The sequence below is a fragment of the Streptomyces sp. NBC_01429 genome (assembly GCF_036231945.1).
Taxonomy (GTDB): domain Bacteria; phylum Actinomycetota; class Actinomycetes; order Streptomycetales; family Streptomycetaceae; genus Streptomyces.
In genome coordinates, this window is sequence record NZ_CP109599.1 from 273,356 (window position 1) to 295,023 (window position 21,668).

Annotated in this window: 20 protein-coding genes and 1 pseudogene; 6 read left to right on the top strand and 15 right to left on the bottom strand. The window is 71.1% G+C overall.

Annotated features, from left to right (window positions below; all coding sequences use genetic code 11):
• Window positions 1–154: 154 nt before the first annotated feature.
• Window positions 155–1,819, bottom strand: a pseudogene (locus tag OG627_RS01260) (SpoIIE family protein phosphatase); the annotation flags it as partial.
• A 184-nt stretch (window positions 1,820–2,003) separates the two neighbouring features.
• On the opposite strand from OG627_RS01260, the gene OG627_RS01265 reads away from it, so the two are divergent.
• Both OG627_RS01265 and OG627_RS01270 read left to right on the top strand, forming a co-directional pair.
• Window positions 2,004–3,791 carry an ABC transporter ATP-binding protein gene (locus tag OG627_RS01265; RefSeq protein WP_329060524.1) on the top strand — a complete coding sequence of 596 codons (1,788 nt, stop codon included), beginning with the start codon at window positions 2,004–2,006 and terminating at the stop codon, window positions 3,789–3,791.
• Between the two features lie 203 nt (window positions 3,792–3,994).
• Window positions 3,995–4,264: a chaplin gene (locus OG627_RS01270; protein WP_329060526.1), complete on the top strand. Its 270-nt coding sequence runs from the start codon at window positions 3,995–3,997 to the stop codon at window positions 4,262–4,264.
• A 203-nt stretch (window positions 4,265–4,467) separates the two neighbouring features.
• Here the strand turns inward: OG627_RS01270 and OG627_RS01275 are convergent, their stop codons facing one another.
• The 5 genes from OG627_RS01275 to OG627_RS01295 form a co-directional block, all read right to left on the bottom strand.
• Window positions 4,468–5,331 (bottom strand): tyrosinase family protein, encoded by an 864-nt coding sequence (locus tag OG627_RS01275; protein WP_329060528.1) that lies wholly within the window; start codon window positions 5,329–5,331, stop codon window positions 4,468–4,470.
• Window positions 5,332–5,357: 26 nt separating this feature from the next.
• Window positions 5,358–5,960 carry a tyrosinase family oxidase copper chaperone gene (locus OG627_RS01280; RefSeq protein WP_329060530.1) on the bottom strand — a complete coding sequence of 201 codons (603 nt, stop codon included), beginning with the start codon at window positions 5,958–5,960 and terminating at the stop codon, window positions 5,358–5,360.
• 161 nt (window positions 5,961–6,121) lie between these two features.
• Window positions 6,122–6,484: an Asp23/Gls24 family envelope stress response protein gene (locus tag OG627_RS01285; protein WP_329060532.1), complete on the bottom strand. Its 363-nt coding sequence runs from the start codon at window positions 6,482–6,484 to the stop codon at window positions 6,122–6,124.
• Window positions 6,481–7,260, bottom strand: coding sequence for a hypothetical protein (locus OG627_RS01290; protein WP_329060534.1), 780 nt, complete (start codon window positions 7,258–7,260; stop codon window positions 6,481–6,483). Before OG627_RS01290 ends, OG627_RS01285 begins: the two co-directional genes overlap by 4 nt.
• Window positions 7,251–7,775, bottom strand: a complete 525-nt coding sequence (locus OG627_RS01295; RefSeq protein ID WP_329072256.1) for an RNA polymerase sigma factor — start codon at window positions 7,773–7,775, stop codon at window positions 7,251–7,253. The genes OG627_RS01290 and OG627_RS01295 overlap by 10 nt, the downstream gene beginning before the upstream one ends.
• Here OG627_RS01295 and OG627_RS01300 point away from each other — a divergent pair.
• From OG627_RS01300 to OG627_RS01310, 3 genes are all read left to right on the top strand, one after another.
• Window positions 7,713–7,856 (top strand): hypothetical protein, encoded by a 144-nt coding sequence (locus OG627_RS01300; protein WP_329073208.1) that lies wholly within the window; start codon window positions 7,713–7,715, stop codon window positions 7,854–7,856. The two genes, OG627_RS01295 and OG627_RS01300, sit on opposite strands and share 63 nt — an antisense overlap.
• Before the next feature lie 236 nt (window positions 7,857–8,092).
• Window positions 8,093–8,599, top strand: a complete 507-nt coding sequence (locus OG627_RS01305; protein ID WP_329060536.1) for an Asp23/Gls24 family envelope stress response protein — start codon at window positions 8,093–8,095, stop codon at window positions 8,597–8,599.
• A 207-nt stretch (window positions 8,600–8,806) separates the two neighbouring features.
• Window positions 8,807–9,811, top strand: coding sequence for a YihY/virulence factor BrkB family protein (locus tag OG627_RS01310; protein WP_329060539.1), 1,005 nt, complete (start codon window positions 8,807–8,809; stop codon window positions 9,809–9,811).
• 81 nt (window positions 9,812–9,892) lie between these two features.
• Here OG627_RS01310 and OG627_RS01315 read toward each other — a convergent pair whose 3' ends face one another.
• The 9 genes from OG627_RS01315 to OG627_RS01355 form a co-directional block, all read right to left on the bottom strand.
• Complete coding sequence (locus OG627_RS01315) at window positions 9,893–10,957, bottom strand: glycoside hydrolase family 19 protein (RefSeq protein ID WP_329060541.1); 1,065 nt, start codon at window positions 10,955–10,957, stop codon at window positions 9,893–9,895.
• 134 nt (window positions 10,958–11,091) lie between these two features.
• Window positions 11,092–12,117, bottom strand: a complete 1,026-nt coding sequence (locus tag OG627_RS01320) for a LacI family DNA-binding transcriptional regulator (protein WP_329060543.1) — start codon at window positions 12,115–12,117, stop codon at window positions 11,092–11,094.
• The gene (locus tag OG627_RS01325; RefSeq protein ID WP_329060545.1) at window positions 12,117–13,562 is read right to left on the bottom strand and encodes an L-fucose/L-arabinose isomerase family protein; all 1,446 of its coding nucleotides are present in this window, start codon (window positions 13,560–13,562) and stop codon (window positions 12,117–12,119) included. Before OG627_RS01325 ends, OG627_RS01320 begins: the two co-directional genes overlap by 1 nt.
• A gap of 17 nt (window positions 13,563–13,579) precedes the next feature.
• Window positions 13,580–15,007: a BNR repeat-containing protein gene (locus tag OG627_RS01330; RefSeq protein ID WP_329060546.1), complete on the bottom strand. Its 1,428-nt coding sequence runs from the start codon at window positions 15,005–15,007 to the stop codon at window positions 13,580–13,582.
• A 96-nt stretch (window positions 15,008–15,103) separates the two neighbouring features.
• Entirely contained in the window at window positions 15,104–15,424 is a 321-nt protein-coding gene (locus OG627_RS01335) for an L-rhamnose mutarotase (protein WP_329060548.1), read from the bottom strand.
• Between the two features lie 15 nt (window positions 15,425–15,439).
• Complete coding sequence (rhaS, locus tag OG627_RS01340; RefSeq protein WP_329060550.1) at window positions 15,440–16,528, bottom strand: rhamnose ABC transporter substrate-binding protein; 1,089 nt, start codon at window positions 16,526–16,528, stop codon at window positions 15,440–15,442.
• 49 nt (window positions 16,529–16,577) lie between these two features.
• On the bottom strand, window positions 16,578–17,651 hold the full coding sequence (locus OG627_RS01345; RefSeq protein ID WP_329060552.1) for an ABC transporter permease: 1,074 nt from the start codon (window positions 17,649–17,651) through the stop codon (window positions 16,578–16,580).
• Window positions 17,635–18,684 carry an ABC transporter permease gene (locus OG627_RS01350; RefSeq protein ID WP_329060554.1) on the bottom strand — a complete coding sequence of 350 codons (1,050 nt, stop codon included), beginning with the start codon at window positions 18,682–18,684 and terminating at the stop codon, window positions 17,635–17,637. Before OG627_RS01350 ends, OG627_RS01345 begins: the two co-directional genes overlap by 17 nt.
• The gene (locus OG627_RS01355) at window positions 18,681–20,204 is read right to left on the bottom strand and encodes a sugar ABC transporter ATP-binding protein (protein ID WP_329060556.1); all 1,524 of its coding nucleotides are present in this window, start codon (window positions 20,202–20,204) and stop codon (window positions 18,681–18,683) included. The genes OG627_RS01350 and OG627_RS01355 overlap by 4 nt, the downstream gene beginning before the upstream one ends.
• 277 nt (window positions 20,205–20,481) lie before the next feature.
• Here OG627_RS01355 and rhaI point away from each other — a divergent pair, with 277 nt between their 5' ends.
• Window positions 20,482–21,651, top strand: coding sequence for an L-rhamnose isomerase (rhaI, locus tag OG627_RS01360; RefSeq protein WP_329060558.1), 1,170 nt, complete (start codon window positions 20,482–20,484; stop codon window positions 21,649–21,651).
• Window positions 21,652–21,668: the final 17 nt, after the last annotated feature.

Genomic DNA, 21,668 nt, shown 5'->3' on the forward strand with positions numbered 1-21,668 from the left:
GGTCGGTTCGCGCGGGCCCGTGCGCCCGCGCGACGCAGGCCGCCAGCATGGCCGCGCACACAGCAATGAACCAGGGGTTCGGCGCGACACCGGGGAGAACACGCGGTGTCGCACCGGCGCGTCAGTCCGCCCGGGGCGTGTCGCGCAGCCCGTCCCTGCGCAGGAGCAGCAGCGCCCGGTCGTCCCCGCCGCTGCGCTCCACGACCGCTTCGAAGAGCCGGTCGGCCAGTTCGGGCAGTCCGGCCGGGCCCGTGCGGACGCTCTGCCGGAGCGCTTCCAGGCTGTCGCCCAGATCGATGCCGGGCTGTTCCACCAGTCCGTCGGTGCAGAGCAGGAGCGTGTCGCCGGGCCCGAGCGTCCCCGTGGTGACCGGGTAGCTGATCCCGCCGGGTCCGGCGAACTCGGCGGAGAGACCGAGGGGCAGCCCGCCCGCGGCCGGGAGCCAGGAACAGGTTCCGTCGGCGCGCCGCACCAGCGGGTCGAGGTGGCCGGCGCGCACGATCCGCAGCGCCCCGGTCGCCGGCCGTACCTCCACGTACGTGCAGGTCGCGAAGCGGTCGGTGTCCAGCCGGCGCAGCAGGACCGAGGCGCGGGCCAGCGCGGCGTCCGGCGGGTGTCCCTCGGCGGTGTAGGCCCACAGCGCCATGCGCAACTGCCCCATCACGACCGCCGCGTCCGTGTCGTGGCCCTGGACGTCGCCGATCGTCAGCCCCACCCGGCCGCCGGGCAGCGGCAGTACGTCGTACCAGTCGCCGCCGACGCTCCGGCCGATCCGTGCCGAGCGGTAGCGCACGGCGGTCCGCACGCCGGGGACCTCGGGGATGCGCCGGGGCAGCATCGCCTGCTGGAGGTCCTCGGCGAGGTCGTGCTCCTGCTCGTAGAGCATGGCCCGTTGCAGGCTCTGCGCGATCCCGCTGCTGAGCGCGACCAGCAGATTGCGCTCCTCCTCGTGGAAGCCGCCGGGCCGGGGCGAGAGCAGCCCGAGCACGCCGATCGGCCTGGCCTGGGCGATCAGCGGGAGGTAGGCGCCGGAGGCCACGGAGAGCGGTTCGATGTGCGGCCAGAGCAGCGGGTAGGAGGAGCTGAACTCCTCCCGGGAGTCGATGAAGCGGGGCCGCTCGGTGCGTACCACCTCGCTCATCGGGTACGGGTCGGCGATCCGGGTGTAGCGCAGCTCCGGTACGAATGACCCGGAGCGGGCTTCGGCGACCATCCGGATGCGGCCGCCCTCGACCACGCCCAGCATCACGCTGACCGCGGTGAGATGCCCGAGCGCCTCTTTGTCGCGCAGTACGTCGAGGACGTCCTCGACGCTGCCGGCGGAGGCCAGCAGGGCGGTGGTGCGGGCCACCACGCCGGTCAGCCGCTGCCGGTCCTCGTCGAGATCGCTTCTCGCGGCGATCTCGGTCAGCTCGTGCTGGGCGTCGCGGACGATGCCGATGATCCGCCGCGGCCGTCCGTCGGTGTCGTGTCTGATGTGCGCCTGGGTGTGGGCCCAGCGCGAGCCGCCGTCCCGGCCGCGGATCCGGAAGTACGCGCCGTAGTCGGCCGTCCCTCTCTTGAGCGCCCGGGCCACCAGCGACTTCAGCCGCGCGGCGTCGTGCGGCAGCAGCCGGTGGGTGAGGCTCTCCGGCCGGCCCCGGTAGGTGTCCGGCGCCACGTCGAGGAGGCGGAGCGCGGCGCGGTCCAGATGGAGGGTTCCCGTGTCGAGATCCCAGTCGAAAGTGCCCATGCGGTTCAGAGCGAGGCTCAGGTCCGGCTGGGCGGGCCAGTCGTCCGGCGGCGCCGTGCCGGCCGGAGGTTCACCCCGTTCGGCCATGCAGCCACCTTCTCACCGATCGGCCCGAACCACTCCCGGAGCGGTTCGCCGCCCGCTGCCGGGGCGGCTCGGAAGCAGGCCGCCAACCGCGCCTAGAAAGCGCTTCCTATCGGGTACGGATCGGAGCAGACTTCATCCCCGCACCCACGAGCCACCGCCCCTCCCGAAGAGGACTTCGCTCTCCATGCCGAAACCCGAATCCGTCCCGCGAACGAGCCCGCTGGACCACCACTACTCCGGGGAGCACCCGCTCCGCACTCTCGCCTATCTCTTCCGTCCGGACCGCCGCAGGCTCTCGCTCGCCGTCCTGGTCTTCGCCGTCAAACACATACCGGTCTGGCTGCTTCCGCTGATCACGGCCAACATCATCGACGTGGTCGTGGAGCGCCGGCCGATCGCCGAGCTCTGGTACAACACCGGCGTCCTGGTGTTCGTCCTGGTCCTCAACTTCCCGCTGGCGCTGCTCTACGCACGCCTGATGAGCGCCAGCATCCGCCGGATGGGCCGCGAGCTGCGCGCGGCGCTCTGCCGCCGGATGCAGCATCTGTCCATCGGATACCACTCCCGGGTCAGCGCCGGCGTCCTCCAGACCAAGGTCGTACGGGACGTCGAGGGCGTGGAGCAGATGACCCAGCAGAGCGCCGACATGGGGCTCGGCGCCATCATGACGCTGATCGGCGGAGTGGGGGTGATCGGGTACCGGGCCCCGGTGGTGCTGCCGGTCTTCCTGGTCGTCGTCCCGCTGGCGGCGCTGCTGGTGCTCCGGCTGCGCTCCCGCATCCGGAGCAACAACGAGCGGTTCAGGGTGGAGGTCGAGCGGATGTCCTCGCACGTCGGCGAGATGACCACCCTGATCCCCATCACCCGCGCCCACGGCCTGGAACGGACCGCGCTGCACCGCGTCGACCACACCCTGGAGCGGGTCCACTCCGCCGGATTCCGGCTCGATCTGCTCAACGGCCGCTTCGGATCGCTCTCCTGGATCCTGCTCAACACCATGGCCGTCGGCTGCCTCTCGGGCTCCGCGGTCGTCGCGTACTACGGCCTGCTGGGACTGTCGGCGGGCGATGTCGTCATGATCAGCGCCTTCTTCACGGCGCTGACCGCCTCGCTGACCACCCTGATGAGCCTGACCCCGATCATCTCCAAGGGGCTGGAGTCGGTGCGCTCGATGGGTGAGGTCCTCCAGGCGCCCGACCTGGAGAGCAACGAGGGCAAGACGTCCGTGGAGCGGGTCGGGGGACGGATCGACTTCGAGGCGATGGGGTTCAGCTATCCCGGGGCGACGGAGCCCTCGGTGCACGGCTTCGGCCTGTCCGTACGGCCCGGCGAGACGATAGCCCTGGTCGGGGCGTCGGGCGCGGGCAAGTCCACCATCCTGAATCTGCTGATCGGCTTCATCAGGCCCACGGAGGGCCGCATCCTGCTGGACGGCGCGGACATGGCGGAGCTGGATCTGCGGACGTACCGGCGTTTCCTGTCCGTCGTACCGCAGGAGTCGATCCTCTTCGAGGGGACGGTCAGGGAGAACGTCACCTACGGGCTGGAGGAGGGCGCCGACGAGGAGGCGCTGCGCCGGGCGCTGCTCGCCGCCAACGCGACGGAGTTCGTGGAGCGGCTGCCCGACGGTCTCGACACGGTGGTGGGACAGCGCGGCGCGCGGCTGTCGGGCGGCCAGAAGCAGCGGCTGGCGATCGCCCGGGCGCTGATCAGGGACCCGCGCGTCCTGGTGCTGGACGAGGCGACCTCGGCGCTGGACAACAAGTCGGAGGGGCTGATCCAGGACGCGCTGTCCCATCTGGTGCGGGGCCGCACGGTGTTCGTCGTCGCGCACCGGCTGTCCACCATCCGGAGCGCGGACCGGATCGTCGTGATGGAGCACGGCCGCATCGTCGAGGTGGGCAGCCACCACGAACTGCTGGCCGGGAACGGCCCGTACGCCACCACGCTCCAGCCGCGCCGCTCGGGCTGAGCGCCCCGGCGAGCGGGGCCGGTGCGGCGACGGGCGCGGTTGCGCCGGTCGGGTGAGCGAACCGGCTCCGCCGATCAGGTGGGAGACCGGGCTGATCGAAAACGGATGGCGCGATGGGCGTTACCGAGTGTGAGTCCCGGCGTTGAAGTGCGTGAAGGCCGCACATCGTGCGGCTGTGCTCCACACGTTCAAGGAGAATCTTGATGTCGCGTATCGCGAAGGCAACCGCTGTTCTCGTCGGCACGGGCGCCGTGCTGGCCGGTGGCGCCGGTATGGCCGCTGCCGACGCCGGCGCCGGCGCCGCCGCTGTCGGCTCGCCCGGTGTCCTGTCCGGCAATGTCGTCCAGGTCCCGGTGCACATCCCGGTCAACGTCTGCGGCAACACGATCGACGTGGTCGGTCTGCTCAACCCGGCGTTCGGCAACCAGTGCGCCAACATCTCGGGCGGCCACCACGGCGGCTACGGCTACTGAGCCGCGGCACCGGTGAGCCACGGCCACCGGTCTGATCGCGGAATGACCGTGCGCGGCCCCCGGGCCGCGCGATTCCGGTGAAGGACGGCCCCTCGCGTGCGAACGCGGGGGGCCGTCGCAATGTGCGGACGCGGGGGCCGTCGCGTGTACGGACGCGGGGCCCGGCCCGACGCACGTGGTACGGGACCGGGCGGGGCCGGGTGTCACTCGGCGTAGCGGTAGAGCTTTCCGTGGTCCAGGAGTTCGGACGGCTTGACGTTCCACGGCGGCAGGGGTTCGTCCAGGCTCATGACCCGGCCGCCCTGCGGATCGCCGGAGCGCAGCTTCGTCCTCGGCAGATAGCCCGAGTCCGGGTGCCTGCGCTGCCAGCGGTCCCAGACGAGATCGACGAAGGAGTGGTGCAGCCAGAAGACGGGGTCGTTGGGCGAGGCCGCGCTCAGCATGGCCCCGCCGACCCAGCGGTGGACCCGGTTGTGGTTGCGCTCGCGCGGGACGGTGCGGACGCTCCAGCCCTCCAGGGCGTTGCGGAAGCCCGTGGTGACGGTCGAGTCCCAGGGGTCGGCGTCGTAGACCGTCTCGTTCAGCGCCGAGGCCAGTTCGTCCTTGCCGGGCAGGCTGATCGGTGAGCCCGGACGGCCGAGGTCGCGGGTCAGGAACTTCCCGCTCGTCACCCCGTTCCTGATGGTCCAGTTGCCCGCCTTGTAGGCGAAGGGGCCGGTCGTGACCTGCTGGTCGCGCGAGCGGCCGGTGCCGCCGAGGAAGTCCTCGGCCCACAGCCCGGCGGCGGGGGTGTTGTCGGTCGTCCAGTCCCAGTACGGGACGGTCACCCCGGGGTCCACGCGCTGGAGGGCTCGCTCGAACTCCAGCAGGAACCGCCGGTGCCAGGGGAAGAAGGACGGGGTCATGTGCCCCGCGCGCGGGCCACTGTCCGCGTCGGCGATGTTGTACTGGCTGTGCAGCCGGACGAAGTCCTCGTACTCGCCCGTGCGCTTCAGCTCCAGAACGGCGCTGACGAAGCTGCGCTTCTCGGCGCCGGTGAGATCGCGCTGGTTCTTTCTGGTGTACACGGTCGGGGCCTTCCCGAGGTCGGATGTCAGATGTGGTGGAGCGGTCCCCCGGGCCGCAGTCGGGCGCCCCGCAGGTCGTCCACCGCCGCCCTGGCCGCCTCGATCGGGGTGGGGAACGACTGGTAGTGGTTGACCGCGCTCAGATAGCTGCCGTCCGCGCGCCGCATGACGTGCAGGGGGCGCCCGTCGATCAGGACGGCGGGCGCGGCCGGCGCGCCGTCGGGCCCGGCCGGGACGGCGGCGGCAGCGGGGACGGCGGGGCTCACCCCGTCCGGGTCCGCGGGGCCGACCTGGATACGGCGCCCCCGGTACATCTCGTCGAGAGCCGCGCCCGGTCCGTGCTCCCCGGCGGACGCGCCGGGTGCGGCGGGTGCGGCGGGTGCGGCGGGTGCGGCGGGTGCGGGTGCGGGGGCGGGGGCGCTCCGGCCGGCCCGCAGGATCGGCGCCAGCACCGCCGAAGTGCCCGTGACCACGCCCAGGGTGAACAGCGCGCGCAGCAGATGGCGCCGGGACCGCGCGGGGCCGGGATGGCCTGGACGGCCGGGACGCCCGGCCCGTGGCGGCGCCGGCCGCTGCTGGATTCCGTCCGGCACCTCGTCCGGCATTCTGTCCGGCGTTCCGTCCGCCATGAAGATCTCCGCTCGTCGCACACCACTGGGTCGGGGCGGCGGCCCGGGTACGCGAGGAAGGCGCGCAGCCCGGCCGCCGCCCCGACCGGGACAACGAGACGAGAGCCAAACAGTTATCGGGCGGCCGGGTGGTGACCGGCCTCCCTGGGGTGCGGGCGGGTTCAGACGATGCCGACGACCGTCACCGTGATCCGCACCCGGTCGCCCGGCTCGGACAGCACGTCCTCGGCCGCCGCCCCGGCCGCCGCGCGGACGGCGCGGGTGACGTCGAGGGCCCGGTGCGAGGCGCGCGCGACCAGCTGGATGTCGATGTGCCAGACCTCCGGGCCGCCGTCGAGCGGTCTGACCCGTACGCCCGAGTTGCCGGCGGCCGTCCCGCCGCCGGGGCGCCCGGCGCGGGAGGCGGCGGAGGCACGGAGCCGGTCGACGATTCCGGGCCGCAGGAACGCCACCCCCGCGATCCGCCGTGCGGCGTCGGCCGTCGCCAGGGCCAGTTCGTCCTGGATCTTCCGCTGTGCGTTCACCGGTGTCCTCCTTCCTCTTGCTCCCCGGATCCCGCCGGGGCCTCGTCGTCGAGGACGTCGACGATCAGTACGTCGATACGGGCCACCTCGATGCCGATGGCGTCCTGCGCCGCCTCGGCCACCCGTGCGCGTACCGACTCGGCCAGTTCGGGCAGCGGCCACTGGAGCCCGGCCACGACCTCCAGTCTGACCTGGACGGGTCCCCGGTCCCCCGGTCCCCCGGTTGACGTGCCGGTGCGCCCTGCGGCGCCCGGGTCCAGCGGACCGATCCGGCAGCTGCCCGCCCGGACCATCGGCAGGGACTCGGCGGCGGCGCGGAAGGCGCGGGCGGCCGCGGCCTCCACGATCCAGGTGTCGTCCTCGGGGTCTCCCAGGGGCAGGGGCCTGCCGGGGCGCAGCTCCAGCCGCACGATGTCCATGACACGACCGGTCAGCTCGGCGAGACCGGTGGTGTCGGGTGTGTCGTCCGCGCGTGCCTCCCGCACGGCGTCGTCCAGGGCGGCCAGATCGGCCAGTGCGGCGGAGCAGTGCGGGCAGTCGGACATATGGGGGTCGAGCGCGCTCTCCCCGGCGTCCCACGCCTCCCAGACGGCGCTCAGTTCGCGGCCGCAGGGCAGGAGTTCCTCGTCCTCCGGCACTTCGGCGTCCGGCGCCTCCTGATCCGTCAGCGCCTCCTGATCCGTAGGCGTCAGCGCCTCCTCGTCGTGTGTCGTCGCGTGCTCAGCAGGCGTCTGCCCCGGCTCCCCGGGGCGGCCTGAATGCGCGTTCAGCGCCATGCGCTCATCGCCTCCGTCAGGTAGCGGCGTGCGCGGAAGACCCTGCCACGGACCGCCTGAAGGCTGATTCCGACCGTCTCCGCGATGTTCTCGTACGACAGTCCGTGCAGCTCACGCAGCACCCAGCAGGCGCGTTGCTCCGGCGAGAGCCCCGCCATGGCCACCGCCAGGGCGCGGGTGGCCGCATGGGATTCGGCCGCGCGAGCGGGTGAGGACTGGTATTCGGGCGCGGCCGGTTCCGGTACCGAGTCAAGATCGGTGGCCGGACGGCGCGCGCGTAGTTGATTGAGGCACCGGTTGGTGACAATCCGGTACATCCAGGTTCTGAAGGCCGATTCGCCGCGGAACTCCGGCAGCTTCCGCCAGGCGTTCACGAACGCGTCCTGCACGGCGTCCTCCGCCTCGGTGCGGTTGCCGAGCAGGCGCGTCGCCAGCTGGAGCATGACCGGGCCGTGCCGGCGCACCAGTACTTCGAACGCTTCCTCGTCGCCTTCGCCCGCGCGTACGGCCAGCAGGCCGTCGTCGGACGGGTCCTGGTCCTGGGCCGGATCATGCTCCCGGCCCCGTCCCGGATCCCGGTCCGGCGCGCGTGCTGACAGTTGATTCCCGTTGCCGGGCACTCACCGACTCCTCTCGACATCCCCGTTGAGCCCCTTTTCGAGGGGCCGAGATGTTGGACACCCGGGACGGCACATCGTCACGCGGGAACCGTCACGGGAGAACTTCTCAGAAATCTCGCCGCACGCGCGTGACGATCTGCCGGGTCGCGGGTCCAACGTGGTGAGAGTCCCCGAGAGCCGGGGGACCGGACGAGAAGTCAGGAGGCTGTCCCATGACAGCGACCCAGGAAGCTCCCGCGATCAAGAAGACCGTGACCGGGCAGGGTGGCGGCGCCGCGGGTTCCACCACCGTGGGCGCCGGGGCCGTGGGCGCGAACGAGCCGGCCGCGACGCGCGGCAGGACCTCCATCGCGGATGTCGTGGTCGTCAAGATCTCCGGGATGGCCGCACGCGAGATCCCCGGCGTGTACGACATGGGCGGCGGGCTGTCCCGTACTCTCGGCGCCGTGCGCGACCGGGTGCCCGGCGGCCGTCCCAATGTGGGCCGGGGCGTCAAGGTCGAGGTCGGCGAGCGGCAGACCGCCATCGACCTCGATCTGGTGGTGGAGTACGGCGTGGCGATCACCGATGTGGCCCGTGATGTACGGGAGAACGTCATCGCCGCCGTGGAGCGGATCACCGGTCTCGAAGTCGTCGAGGTGAATGTCACGGTCAACGACGTCCACCTTCCCGAGGACGACGACGCGTCGGGCGCCACCTCCGAGGGACGCGTCGAATAATCTCCGCGCCGGCTCTCGGCGGGACGGATGTCCGGGGCCGGGCTGAGACGGCCGATCCCGGGCAGACGGTCACCACGGCCCGTGCCGGCACGGGCCGTGGCCGGCCCCGGTCACGGCGGTGCCGGTCGGGGCCGCCCCGGTGATCGGGCAGGCTGTGACCTGGCCCGTCCATGGGAGACGGCATGTTCGAGGACGCAGGAGGCACCGTTGTCCGCCGAGGAACCCGGACGCAGAGGTTTGGCACGGATCGGCAGGGCCGCCGCATCGCGGCGCGGCCGGCTGGCCGGGGCGCTGCGCCGTACACCGCTCGCCCTGTGGCACGACGACGCCACCGACCGGGCCGCCGCGCTCACGTACTACGCGGTGCTGGCGATCTTCCCGGCGCTGCTGGTCACCGTCTGCTCCATCGGCCTGGCCGGCCCCGACGCCAGCGCGCAGCTCGCCGACCAGGTGGCGGCCATCGTTCCGGCGCAGTCGCAGTCGCTGGTCCGCAGCTCGCTGGAGGAGATGACGCAGCAGCGCTCGGCGGCCTGGCTGCTGGCGTCGTTCGGCACCGTGGGCGCGATGTGGTCCGCCTCCAGCTATCTGGGGGTGTTCCGCCGGGGGCTGCACGCCATGCACGGCGCCGTCGACCACCGGCCGCCGTGGCGCACGGCGCCGCGGATCGCCCTGACCGCGCTCGGCATGCTGACGCTGCTGGTGACCAGCGCCCTCACGCTGATCCTGACCGGTGAGGCCGCTGACACCCTGGGGCGGATGCTGGGGATGGGGACCACCGTGTCCCTGGTGTGGCGGATGATGAAGTGGCCGCTGCTGCTGGCGCTGGCGGCGGTTCTGGTGCTGATGGTGTTCCGTACCGGGCCGGTGGGGACGCGGCGGCTGCGGCGGTCGCTGCCGGGCGGGATTCTCGCGGTGGCGCTCTGGCTGCTGACGTCGGCGGGGTTCGCCGTCTACACGTCGCACGCGGGGACGTACAACCGGCTCTACGGCTCGCTGGCGGGTGTCATCGTGTTCCTCGTCTGGCTCTGGGTCACCAATCTCTCCCTGCTGGCCGGTGCGCAGTTCAACGCAGAGCTGGCCAGAGGCGCGGCGCCGGAGCCCGATCAGGACAAGGAGGAGGCTCCCGTGTCCGCTCCCCCCGCCGCCCCCGCGCCGACGCCCGCCTCCATGCCGGCGCCCGCGGCGGAGCCGCAGCCTCAGCGGGCGGTCTGACCCGCGCGCGAGGGCCGGTCCGACGGCGGTGTGCCCGTCGGACCGGCCCTCTGCCACGGAGCGGTTCAGCAGCTCAGCGGTTCAGCAGCTCAGGTTGGATCCGGGCGTGGTCCCCAGGATCGATACGAAGTTCTGGTAGAGGTTGATCCGGCTCTGCACCTGTCCGGGGTTGCCTCCGTTGCACTCGATGCTGCCGTTGATGGAGCGGATGGTCTCGCCGAAGCCGCGACCGTTGACCATGGCGTTGTGCGGGGTCATCGTGCCGGGCCCGGTCTGCGTGTTCCAGTACCAGAGGGCGGTCTTCCAGGCCACGGCCGCGTCGTTCTGGACGAGGTTGGGGTTGTTCAGCAGGTCGATGCCGAGTGCGTCACCGGCCGCCTTGTAGTTGAAGTTCCAGCTCAGCTGGATCGGGCCGCGGCCGTAGTAGGCGGCCTGGCCGGCCGGGCAGCCGTAGGGCTGGCCCGTGTCGCAGTAGTGCGGGTAGTTGGCGGTGTTCTGCTCGACGATGTGGACCAGTCCGCCGGTCTCGTGGCTGACATTGGCCAGGAACGCGGCGGCCTCCTGGCGCTTGACCGTGTCGCTGCCGGTGTTGGCGAAGCCCGGGTAGGCGCTCAGCGCGGCGGTCAGTCCGCTGTAGGAGTAGAAGGAGTTCCGGCCCGGGAACATCTGGTTGAACTGGCCCTCGCTGACGACGAATCCGCCCGGGGCCGGGGGCTCGGTCTGCCCGTCGCAGCTGTAGGGGCTCCAGTACCAGGTGCTGATGACCGGGTCGTAGCCGGGGTTGTCGTGTTCGGCGCGGTAGAACTTTCCGTTGGTGTACTTGACGATGTCGCCGGTGACGTACGAACGGCCCGCGACCCAGGCCGGATGGTCACAGCTGCCGCCGGAGCCGCCGCCGGGGCTGGACCCGTCACAGCCGCCCTGGTCGGCCCAGACGTCGGAGGTGCCGGGGGCCTCTCCCTGCGTCCACCACTTCGCCGTCCAGTTGCGGCCGTTGTACGAGGCGACGTTGCCGCCGGTGTAGACGGCCGAGGCGTTCCAGCCGGCCGCGCAGGACGCGGCGGAGGCGGACGAGGCGGGCAGGAACATCAGGAGAGCGAGGGCCGAGGCCATCGCGGTGAACAGGGCCAGTACACGCTGTCTCAAACGACTCACTCCTTCGCGCGAGCAGCCGGAGTCCGGCGCTCACCATGGGGGGTGAGGGAACCAAAGCGGAAAGCGCGTGCACCTGTCAAGGTCTAGACCAAAGCCCGCCACGGAGGACCGTCGCTTCCCGGCCGTCAGTGGCGCGCCCCCGCCAGCGTCGAGGCGCGTACCACCAGTTCGGGCTGGAGCACGATGCGCCGGTGTTCGTGCGCGGCGGCGTCCTGCGCCGTCTCCTCGATCAGCAGATCGGCCGCGGCGCCACCGAGCTGGAAGGCAGGCTGGCGCACCGAGGTCAGCGGTACGGCGGCGGCCGAGGCGAACTCGATGTCGTCGTAACCGACGAGGGCGATGTCCTCGGGGACCCGTACCCCCGCGTGGTACAGCGTCTGGAGGACGCCGAGGGCCAGCAGATCGTTGGCGCAGAACACCGCGTCCGGCCGGGTCGCCATGCCGAGCAGTCGCGCCCCGGCGTCCCGTCCGGCGACGACATCCAGCCGCGCGGCCTCGACGTGCCGGAGCGCGCCGGGTGGCCGCCCCTCCTCGGCGAAGGCGAGCAGCGCGCCGTCGCGGCGGTTCTGGCACTGCGCCAGGTGCATCGGCCCGCTGACGTACGCGATGTCACGACAGCCCCGGCGCAGCAGATGGCGTACGGCCAGCGCGCCGCCGTTCACATCGTCCACGGAGACCGAGCAGCCGTCGCCGCTGGGCACGATCCGGTCGACGAAGACGAACGGAATGCCGTGCCGGCGGAACGCGTCGAGGTTGCGGCCGCTCATGTCGGCCGGGGTGACGAGCACGCCCCGTACCTGCTGCTCGGAGAACATCGTGAGATAGGTGGCCTCCTCCGCCGGGCTCTCCGCGCTGTTGCAGAGCATCACCCCGAGCCCGGCGGCGCGCGCGGAGCGTTCCGCGCCGGAGGCCACCTCCACGAAGAACGGGTTGGCCATGTCGAGCACGAGCATGGCCAGAATGCGGCTGCGGCCCGCGCGCAGTTGGCGCGCGGACTCGCTGCGCACATAGCCGAGCCGTTCGATGGCGGCCAGGACGCGCCGGCGGGTCTCTTCGGTGACGGAGTCGGGCCGGTTGATCACGTTCGAGACGGTGCCCACCGAGACTCCGGCCGCTCCCGCCACATCCTTGATTCCCACCGGCCGCCGCATCAGGCCGTGACTTCCACCAGGTCGAGTCCGGTCAGCCCGGCCAGCGCGCGCAGTTCCGGCAGGAGCGCGCCGGTGGCCAGCGCCCAGTGGTGGCCGACCCCGCTGGCGCTCCACGCGTCGGTCCACTCCCCCGGGTCGCAGCCGAAGCCGACGCGGGAGGTGGTGTTGCCGATCTCCAGATGCGGTCCCTCGGCCACCTCGCCCTGCGCCGCGATCAGCCGGTAGCGGCCATCGCGGGTCTGGCCGAGTCCGACCAGGGTGACAGGGCCGTGCCGTACGTCGAACTCGACGGAGACGCCCCAGCCGCGCTTGCCGTGGTACACGCCGAGCCCGCGCAGCAGCGGCTTGCGCGCGCTGATGGCGAGATGGCCGGGGCCGTCGTGGCCCATCTCGACGACTCCGGCGGTGAAGTCCAGTGCCTGGAGTTCGGTGAAGGAGCCGCCGGCGCCGAGCCGGTCGGCGATCAGCATGGCCAGCGAGGTCCGCAGCTCGTACTCGCCGCAGGTCGGGACACCGCGCGAGGTGAGCAGGGAGGAGCCGAGGATCATCCCGGCGCCGAGCCGCTCGTGGACCTCGCCCTTCAGCCCGCGGTGGTAGTAGGCGAGCGAGTCCAGATCGAAGTCGGCGACGAGCCGGTCGAGCCCGACGGCCACCCGCGCGGCCCAGCGCAGGTCTTCCTCGACCACGGAGTCGGCGAGTTCGAAGACCTGGCGGGTCTCGTCGAGCTTCGCGGCGACGTCGTCGTCCTTGGCCTCCTCCACCCGCACCCGCAGATCGTCGAACTCGACGACCTCCACATGCCCGCCGAGCTGCCCGGGGACCATGGTGAGGTCGGTGGAGACGTCGTACATGCCGGGGTAGAGATGGCCCATCAGTCCGTGCCGGCCGTGGCGCAGCACCGAGCGGACCCCGGCGGCGCGGATCCAGCGGCCGATGCGCTGCCAGGCGCGCTCGTCCTCCAGATGGCCGGAGACCGAGCGGAAGGGCACGCCGACGCGTTCGAAGGCGTTGGCCATCTCGGGCAGCGGGCAGGCGCCGCAGTAGGCCAGCCACTGACCGGTGTCGAAGGACGCGTGGTCCATGGTGGGGGTGGGCTGGAGGTTGATCAGCAGGACGGGCGCGCCGCTGCGCTGGGCGATGGGGACGAGCATCGTGGCCGTCATATAGGTGGTGAGGAAGCCGACGATCAGATCGCAGCCGGCGGCGCGCAGTTTCTCGGCCGCCGCCGCGCCCTCCTCGGCGTCCGAGATGAAGCCGACGTCGATCACCTCGGCGTCGAACGCGCGCATGCGTTCGGTGACGCGGGCGGCCGAGCCGCGCAGCTGCGGGAGCAGGTCGGGGAACTGGGGCCAGTACGCCCCGAGACCGCCCGCGACCAGGCCGATCCTGGGCTTTCTGGCGACGGCGGGGGTACGGGTGGCGGCGGGGGCCTCTGGTGCGTTCATGGCGGACCCTTCGTACGTCAGGACGGGAGCCGGAAGTCGACGACGCGCAGCGCCGAGGGCGTGGTGCAGCTCGACTTCTGCTGGTACATGTACGACAGAACACCGTCCTGCGCGAGACGGGTGTCGTCCACCACGACCTCGCCGAAGGCGTTCAGTCCGCTGGCGTCGAACAGCGTCTTCCAGTCGGTGTAGCCGGAGGACTTGGACGCCGCGACGATGCGGCCGTACGGCATGACGGCGTAGGCGTTGTCGTACTTGTCGAGGACGAGATGGGTGCGCTGGCTGGAGTTGAGCGGTACGGGTATCTCCGTCTTCTTCCAGTCTCCGGAAGCGTTCCTGACGAGATGGAAGGCGCGGCCGTTCGCCGTCCGGTCGGCGGCGTAGTTCGTGGTGCACTGGCCGAACCGGCCGGGGACGTAGCTGATGACGGCCTGCGGCAGACCGGCGGAGTCGGTGGCCTGGCTCTCCTGGTTCATCAGCGAGTGGTCGGGGTTGAGCGGGTCGACGACGGTGCCGGGGTCGTCGACCGTCACCTTGTCGGAGCCGCCGGTGGTGCCGACGACCGTGCCCGCCTGGTTGCGCCAGGTGCGGCCGCGGTCGCTGCTGTAGACGTAGCCGGTGTCGTGGTTGGTGAGGCCGCCGCCGCCGCACATGACGGCGTTGGACTGCTCGCGCCAGGTGTAGAAGGCGCTCAGCCGGCCGTCGGCGCCGTAGTCGATGCCGTGCAGGTACATGTTGCGGGCGGTGCTGGAGCCGTGCTCGCTGGTGTACGTGCCGGTGGAGCCGGACCATTCGCCGAGGGCGGTCCACTTCGTGCCGTCGTACTCGGCGAGGGCGTTGCGGCCGTTGCCCGAGACGCCCACCCGGTAGCTGAGCTGAAGCCGGCCCTCCGGGGTGGCGACGAACTGCGGATAGGTGAACTCGGAGGTGAGCGCGAGCCCGTCCAGGGTGGTCTGTACGGGGCCGAACGCGTCGCCCGTCCAGGCGCGTCCCGCGGGGTTGTCGAGCAGCCCGGCGGCCGACTTCACATAGAAGAAGCCGTCGCTGTGCGAGTCCAGGTTGATGTGGAGCCGGCCGTCGACGCGCGAGAGCCCCATGGAGATGACGTTGTGGGAGTCGTCCGTGCTGAGCTGGTGCGGCAGCCGTACGGTCCCCCAGGAGTCGGCCCCGAGGGCGCGCCGGGCGATGACGGCGGTGCGGTCGGCCGTGTACCAGGCGGCGTACTGGTAGCCCTTGTAGGTGAGCAGACCGTTCTTCTGGAACGAGTTGTTGTTGACCAGGCCGTCGTACGAGACGAAGTAGATGGCCTGGCCGTCGAGCTGGGTGTCGGCCACCCGGGTGACGGCCGGGGCGGGGTCGGCGGCCAGCGCCGTACCCGTCGCGCCGGGCAGCGAGGCGGCGGTGAGGAGCACGGTGGCCGCGGTCGCGGCGGTCCTGAGTCTCATGTCCGTATCTCTCCGTTGAGTGCTGGACACACGGGCGGGTCTGTTCGGGCGGGTCCGTTGTGGAGGTCTGTTCGGGCAGGTCTGTTCGGGCAGGTCTCAGGCGAGGTGGAAGACCTCGGTGAGCGGTTTCATCGCCTCGTCCGGCCGGTCGCCGTCGAGGGCTTCGAAGAAGGGCGCCATGTCCTTCTGCCACCGGGCGTTCACCTCGGTGGCGGCCATGGCCTCCTGGGCCGCCGTGAAGTCCTCGGTCTCCAGATAGCCGACGAGCAGGCCGTCGTCGCGCAGGAAGAGCGAGTAGTTGTGCCAGCCGCACTCCGACAGGGCCCGGAGCATGTCCGGCCAGACGGCGGCGTGCCGCTCGCGGTATTCGGTGATGCGGTCCTGACGGACCTTCAGCAGGAAACAGACGCGTCGCACGAGTTCTCGCCCCGCTCAGAAGTCGAACTTGTCGATGTTCTTCTTGTCGAAGACGGTCGGCTCGCCGAGGATGATCTCGCCGTCCTTGCCGATGGTGTACTCACCGAGCTTGCCCGCCTTGAACTTCTCGCCCTCGGCTCCGGTGATCTGTCCGGAGGCCAGGGCGGCGGCTGCGTACGAGCCGAGGTAGCCCAGCTCCTCCGGGTTCCACAGGGAGAACTGCTCCACGGTGTCGTTCTTGACGTACTTGCGCATCTGGTTGGGGGTGCCCAGACCGTTGAGGACGACCTTGCCCTTGTACGAGGAGTCGCCCAGGTAGCGGGCGGCGGCGGCGATGCCGACGGTGGTCGGCGAGATGATGCCCTTGAGGTCGGGGTACGCCTGCATGAGGCCCTGGGTCTGCTGGAAGGACTTCTGGTCCGCGTCGTCGCCGTACGCGACCTTGACCAGCTCCATGTCCTTGTACTTGGGCAGCTTCAGCTCGTCCTTCATGAACTCGATCCAGGTGTTCTGGTTCGTGGCGTTCTGGGTGGCCGAGAGGATGGCGATCTTGCCCTTGTAGCCGATCTGCTCGCCGAGGTGCTGGACCAGGCTGCGGCCGATCTGCTCGGAGCTGGCCTGGTTGATGAAGAGCTGGCGGCAGTCCTTGGCGGTGTCCGAGTCGTACGCGACGACCTTGATGTTCTTCTTCATGGCCTGCTTGAGCGGGCCGCACACCGCGTTCGGGTCATTGGCCGCGATCAGGATGGCGTCCTGGCGCTGCTGGATGAGCGTGTTGATGTACGAGACCTGCGAGGAGGCGCTGGCGTCGGAGGGGCCGACCTCCTTGCCGGTGCCGCCGTACTCCGCGGCGGCCTTGATGCCGGCCTCGTCGACGATCTTCTCGTACGGGTTGTTGATCTGCTTGGGCAGGAAGGCGAGCTTGAGGCCCTTCTTCAGCGCCGCGTCCGGGTTCGCCTCGGCGGAGGCGGCGCCCGTGTCGCCGGTGTCCTTCTGGGCGCTGTCCTTGGTGGTGCCGGAACACGCGGTCAGGGCGACGGCGAGCGCGCAGGCGGTGGCGGCGGTGGCGGCTGCACGGCGTCGGGCAGCGGTACGGATCAGCATGGCGGTTGTGCCTTTCTGGAGGTTCGGGGGGCTCGGCGGGCTGGGGGCTTCAGGACGTGGCATCGGTGGCGTCGGCCGCGCGCCGGTGCCGGCGTTCGACGACGGTGGCGATCACCCGCGGAGTGAGTACGGAGGCGACCAGCAGCAGTCCCGTCACGATGACCTGGACCTCGTTGGGCACGTCGTTGAGCGTGAGCAGGTTCTTGAGGACTCCGATGAGCAGCACACCGGCGACAGCGCCGAAGAGTGTGCCCTTGCCGCCGTCGAAGTCCACGCCGCCGAGCAGGACGGAGGCGATGACGAGCATTTCGAAGCCGAGGCCGTTGTCGGCGCGGGCGCTGCCGTACCGGAGGGTGAAGACGATCCCGGCGAAGGCGGCGAACACCCCGGTGACCATGAAGAGGATCAGCTTGAAGCGCTTGACCCTGATCCCGGCGAAGTAGGCGGCCTCCTCCTGCGCGCCGATGGCGAACAGGGACCTGCCGAAGGAGGTGGAGTGCAGCAGGACGGCCGTGGCGGCGGCCAGGACGATGAACAGCGCGATGGGATAGGTGATGAAGGTGCCGGGGATGGTGGTGGTGTCCACGGCCCAGTCCGCGTACGTACGGGGGAAGTCGGTGACGGCGTCGCTGCCGAGCGCGACCGAGGCGAGGCCCCGGTAGAGGGCGAGCGTGCCGATGGTGACGGCGAGCGAGGGCAGGCCCACCCTGGTGACCAGCCAGCCGTTGAGCAGCCCGCCCGCGACCCCGACGAGCAGTACCACCGGGACGATCAGCTCGAAGGCCCAGCCGGCGTTCCACAGGGCGCCGGTCAGCGCGCTGCCCAGGCCCAGCATGGAGGCGACGGAGAGGTCGACCTGTCCGGCCACCACCAGCAGGGTCATCGGCAGGGCGATGAGGGCGACTTCGGCGATGTCGTTGAAGGCGAAGGCGAGGTTCTCGCCGGAGGCGAAGCCGTCGGTGGTGGAGAGTCCGACGACGAAGACCGCCACCAGCAGGGCGCCGACCGCCGAGTCCCAGCGCAGTCCGACGGCCTTGACGCGTTCGCCGGGTGTCGCGCCGCGCTCGTGCGGCGCCTTCGCCGCTGGCCGCGGCGCGGTCTGTGTGTCAGGCGCCATTCCCATGTCGGGCGCTCCTCTTCCTCAGTGCTGCTGTCATGCGCAGGGACACGATCCGGTCGACGCTGATGGCCGCCAGGAGCAGCGCGCCGGTGATGGCGCCCTGCCAGAACGCGTCGACCTTCAGGACGATCAGCGCGCTGCCGATGGTGGTGAGCAGCAGCGCGCCGAGGGCCGCGCCCCAGACCGTGCCGGTGCCGCCGGTGATGGCGACGCCGCCGACGACCACGGCGCTGACGACGGTGAGTTCCCAGCCGTGCGCGTTGTCCGCGACGACCGTGCCGAAGCGGGCGAGCCACAGGGCGCCGGCGAAACCGGCGACGGCGCCGGAGAAGGCGTACGCGCCGAGGATCCGGCGGCGGATCGGTACGCCGGCCAGCCGGGCGGCCTCGGGGTTGGAGCCGATGGCGTACAGCTCGCGTCCCGAGCGGTAGGAGCGCAGGAAGTACGCGGTGGCGGCGAGCAGGGCCAGGGCGATGAGCGGCAGCCAGGGGATGCCGAGGATCCCGCCGCTGCCGAGGCTCAGGATCGCGTCGGGCACGTCGTTGGCGCTGATCTGCTCGCCCTGCGCCCACCAGTAGTCCAGGCCCTGGATGATGTAGAGCATGCCGAGGGTGACCACGAGCGCGGGCACCCGGCCGAAGCTGACCAGCGCGCCGCTGACCAGTCCGCAGGCCACGCCGAGGGCGATGCCCAGCAGCATGACGGTGAGCACGCCGTGGTCGGTCCCGGCGACGAACTTGCCGCAGGCGAAGGCGGAGAGCCCGACGACGGAGCCGACCGAGAGGTCGATGTTGCGGGTGACGACGACCACGGACTGGCCGACGGCGAGCAGGACCAGGATCGAGGCGTTCAGCAGCAGGTCCTTGACGCCCTGGTCGTCGAGGAAGCGCGGGTTGGAGATCCAGGTGAAGAGGATGAGCAGCGCCAGGGCTCCGGCGATGCTGATCTCCCTGGCCCGGAAGACGGCGTCCACGAGCGAGCGGGCCGAGCGGCCCTCTTCGGTGCCCGTGGGTGGTTTGTCGAGAAGTGTGGTCATGCCGCGGCCCTTTCAGCCAGTCCGGTCGCCGCCGCCATCACCGTTTCCTCGGTGGCCTCGGCGCGCGGGATCTCGGCGGTGAGCCGCCCCTCGTGCATCACGAGCACCCGGTCGGCCATGCCCAGCACCTCCGGCAGGTCGGAGGAGATCATCAGGACGGCGAGACCCTCGGCGGCGAGGGAGGAGAGCAGCCGGTGCACCTCGGCCTTGGTGCCGACGTCGATGCCCCGGGTGGGTTCGTCGACGATGAGTACGGCGGGTTCCGTGGCCAGCCACTTGGCGAGGACGACCTTCTGCTGGTTGCCGCCGGAGAGCACGCCGACGGGGTCGGCGAGCCGGTTGTACTTCAGCTGGAGGCGTACGGCCCAGTCGGCGGCCCGGCCGCGCTCCAGGGCCCGGCGTACCAGACCGCCCCGGCCCAGCCGGTCGAGCCCGGTGAGGGCGATATTCCGTTCGATGGACATGTCCATCACCAGTCCGCGCTGTCTGCGGTCCTCGGGGACGAGCGCGAGTCCGGCGTCCATGGCCGCGGTCGGCGAACCGGCGGGCAGCGCGCGTCCGTCGACCACCACCTCGCCGGCGTCGGCCCGGTCGACGCCGAAGACGGCCTGCGCCACCTCGCTGCGTCCCGCGCCGACCAGCCCGGCCAGGGCGACGATCTCGCCCCTGCGCACCTCGAAGGAGATGTCGTGGAAGACGCCCTCGCGGGTGAGCCTGCGCACCGAGAGGGCGGTCTCGCCCACGGTGGTGCTCTGCTTGGGGTACAGCTCGCCGAGGTCGCGGCCGACCATGGAGCGTACGAGGTCGTCCTCGGTGAGTCCGGCCAGCGGCTGGGAGGAGATCAGCCGGCCGTCCCGCAGGGTGGTGACGCGCTGGCAGAGCGCGAAGATCTCCTCCAGCCGGTGGGAGATGAACAGGACGGCGGCGCCTTCGGCCCGCAGGGTCCGTACGACGGAGAACAGCCGGGCGGTCTCACTGCCCGTCAGGGCCGCGGTGGGCTCGTCCATGATGAGGACGCGCGCGTCGAAGGAGAGCGCCTTGGCGATCTCGACGATCTGCTGGTCGGCGATGGAGAGTCCGCGGGCGGGCCGGTCGGGGTCCAGTTCCACGCCGAGGCGCTTCATCAGCGCCTCGGTGGTCTCCCTTACGGCCGTGTGGTCGATCCGGCCGAGCGCCCGCCGGGGCTGGCGTCCCATGAAGATGTTCTCGGCGATCGACAGGTCGGGGAAGAGCGTCGGCTCCTGGTAGATGACGGCGATACCGGCGTCGCGGGCGTCGGCCGGGCCGTGGAAGACGACGGGGGCCCCGTCGAGCAGCACCTCTCCGGCGTCGGGCCTGTGCACCCCGGCGAGCGTCTTGATCAGTGTGGACTTGCCCGCGCCGTTCTCCCCGGCGAGGGCGTGGGCCTCGCCGGGGAACAGACGCAGGGAGACGTCCCGCAGGGCCCGGACGGCGCCGAAGGACTTGCTCACGTCCTTGAGGGCCAGGACCGGGGCGGGGCCGGTGGCGGGCTGGTTCATGAGGGCTCCTCAGCAGCGATGGCCGGTTGGCGCCACCCGCCGTGAAAGGTTTCAAAGAAGTTGCACGGAAGCTAAACGGCGACAACGGGCGGCGTCAATGGGCTGCGCACGACATTTTCCGGGCGATCCCCATGGGTGTGGCGGCGAAGCTCGCGGGTGCTGCGCGGAGGGTTGACACTCCCCCTGCGACTCCCATAACTTCACCGCGATGAAACGATTCATAAGGAATCGCGGCACCGACTCGCCTGACGAGTCCGCACCACGGGAGCGCTGAGAGATGACGGGTCGATCCGCCGTGTCCGCTGTGAAGGCGGCGCTGAAGTCACAGACCGTCGAGACGCCGTCGTGGGCGTTCGGCAACTCCGGTACGCGGTTCAAGGTGTTCACGCAGCCGGGTGTGCCCCGTACGCCGGACGAGAAGCTGGCGGACGCCGCCCGGGTGCACGCGCACACGGGGGTGGCCCCGACGGTCGCCCTGCACATTCCGTGGGACCGGGTGGACGACTACGCGGCGCTGGCCTCGCGGGCGCGGGAGCTGGGAGTGCGGGTCGGGACGATCAACTCGAACGTGTTCCAGGACGACGACTACAAGCTGGGATCGGTCACCCACCCGGACCCGGCCGTGCGCCGCAAGGCGCTGGGGCACCTGCTGGAGTGCGTGGACGTCATGGACGCCACCGGGTCCCGCGATCTGAAGCTGTGGTTCTCCGACGGCATCAACTACCCGGGCCAGGACGACATCTCCGCGCGTCAGGGGCGGCTCGAAGAGGCCCTGGCGGCGGTGTACGAGCGGCTCGGCGACGACCAGCGGATGCTGCTGGAGTACAAGCTGTTCGAGCCGGCGTTCTACGCGACGGACGTGCCGGACTGGGGCACGGCGTACGCGCACTGCCTCAAGCTCGGCGAGAAGGCCCAGGTCGTCGTGGACACCGGGCACCACGCGCCGGGCACCAACATCGAGTTCATCGTCGCGCTGCTGCTGCGGGAGAAGAAGCTCGGCGGGTTCGACTTCAACTCGCGCTTCTACGCGGACGACGACCTGATGGCCGGGGCCGCGGACCCCTTCCAGCTGTTCCGGATCATGTACGAGGTGATCAGGGGCGGCGGTTACACGCCGGAGACGGCCTTCATGCTCGACCAGTGCCACAACATCGAGGAGAAGATCCCCGCGATCATCCGCTCGGTGATGAACGTCCAGGAGGCCACGGCCAAGGCGCTGCTGGTGGACGGGTCGGCGCTGGACGCGGCGCAGCGCTCCGGGGACGTCCTGGCGGCGAACGCCGTGCTGATGGACGCGTTCAACACCGACGTGCGCCCGCTGGTCGCCGAGGCCCGCGCGGAGCTGGGTGCGGACGCCGCCCCCGTCGCCGCGTACCACGCCTCCGGATACGGCAAGAAGATCGTCGCGGAGCGGGTCGGCGGCAACCAGGCCGGCTGGGGAGCCTGAGCCCGTACTCCGTCCAT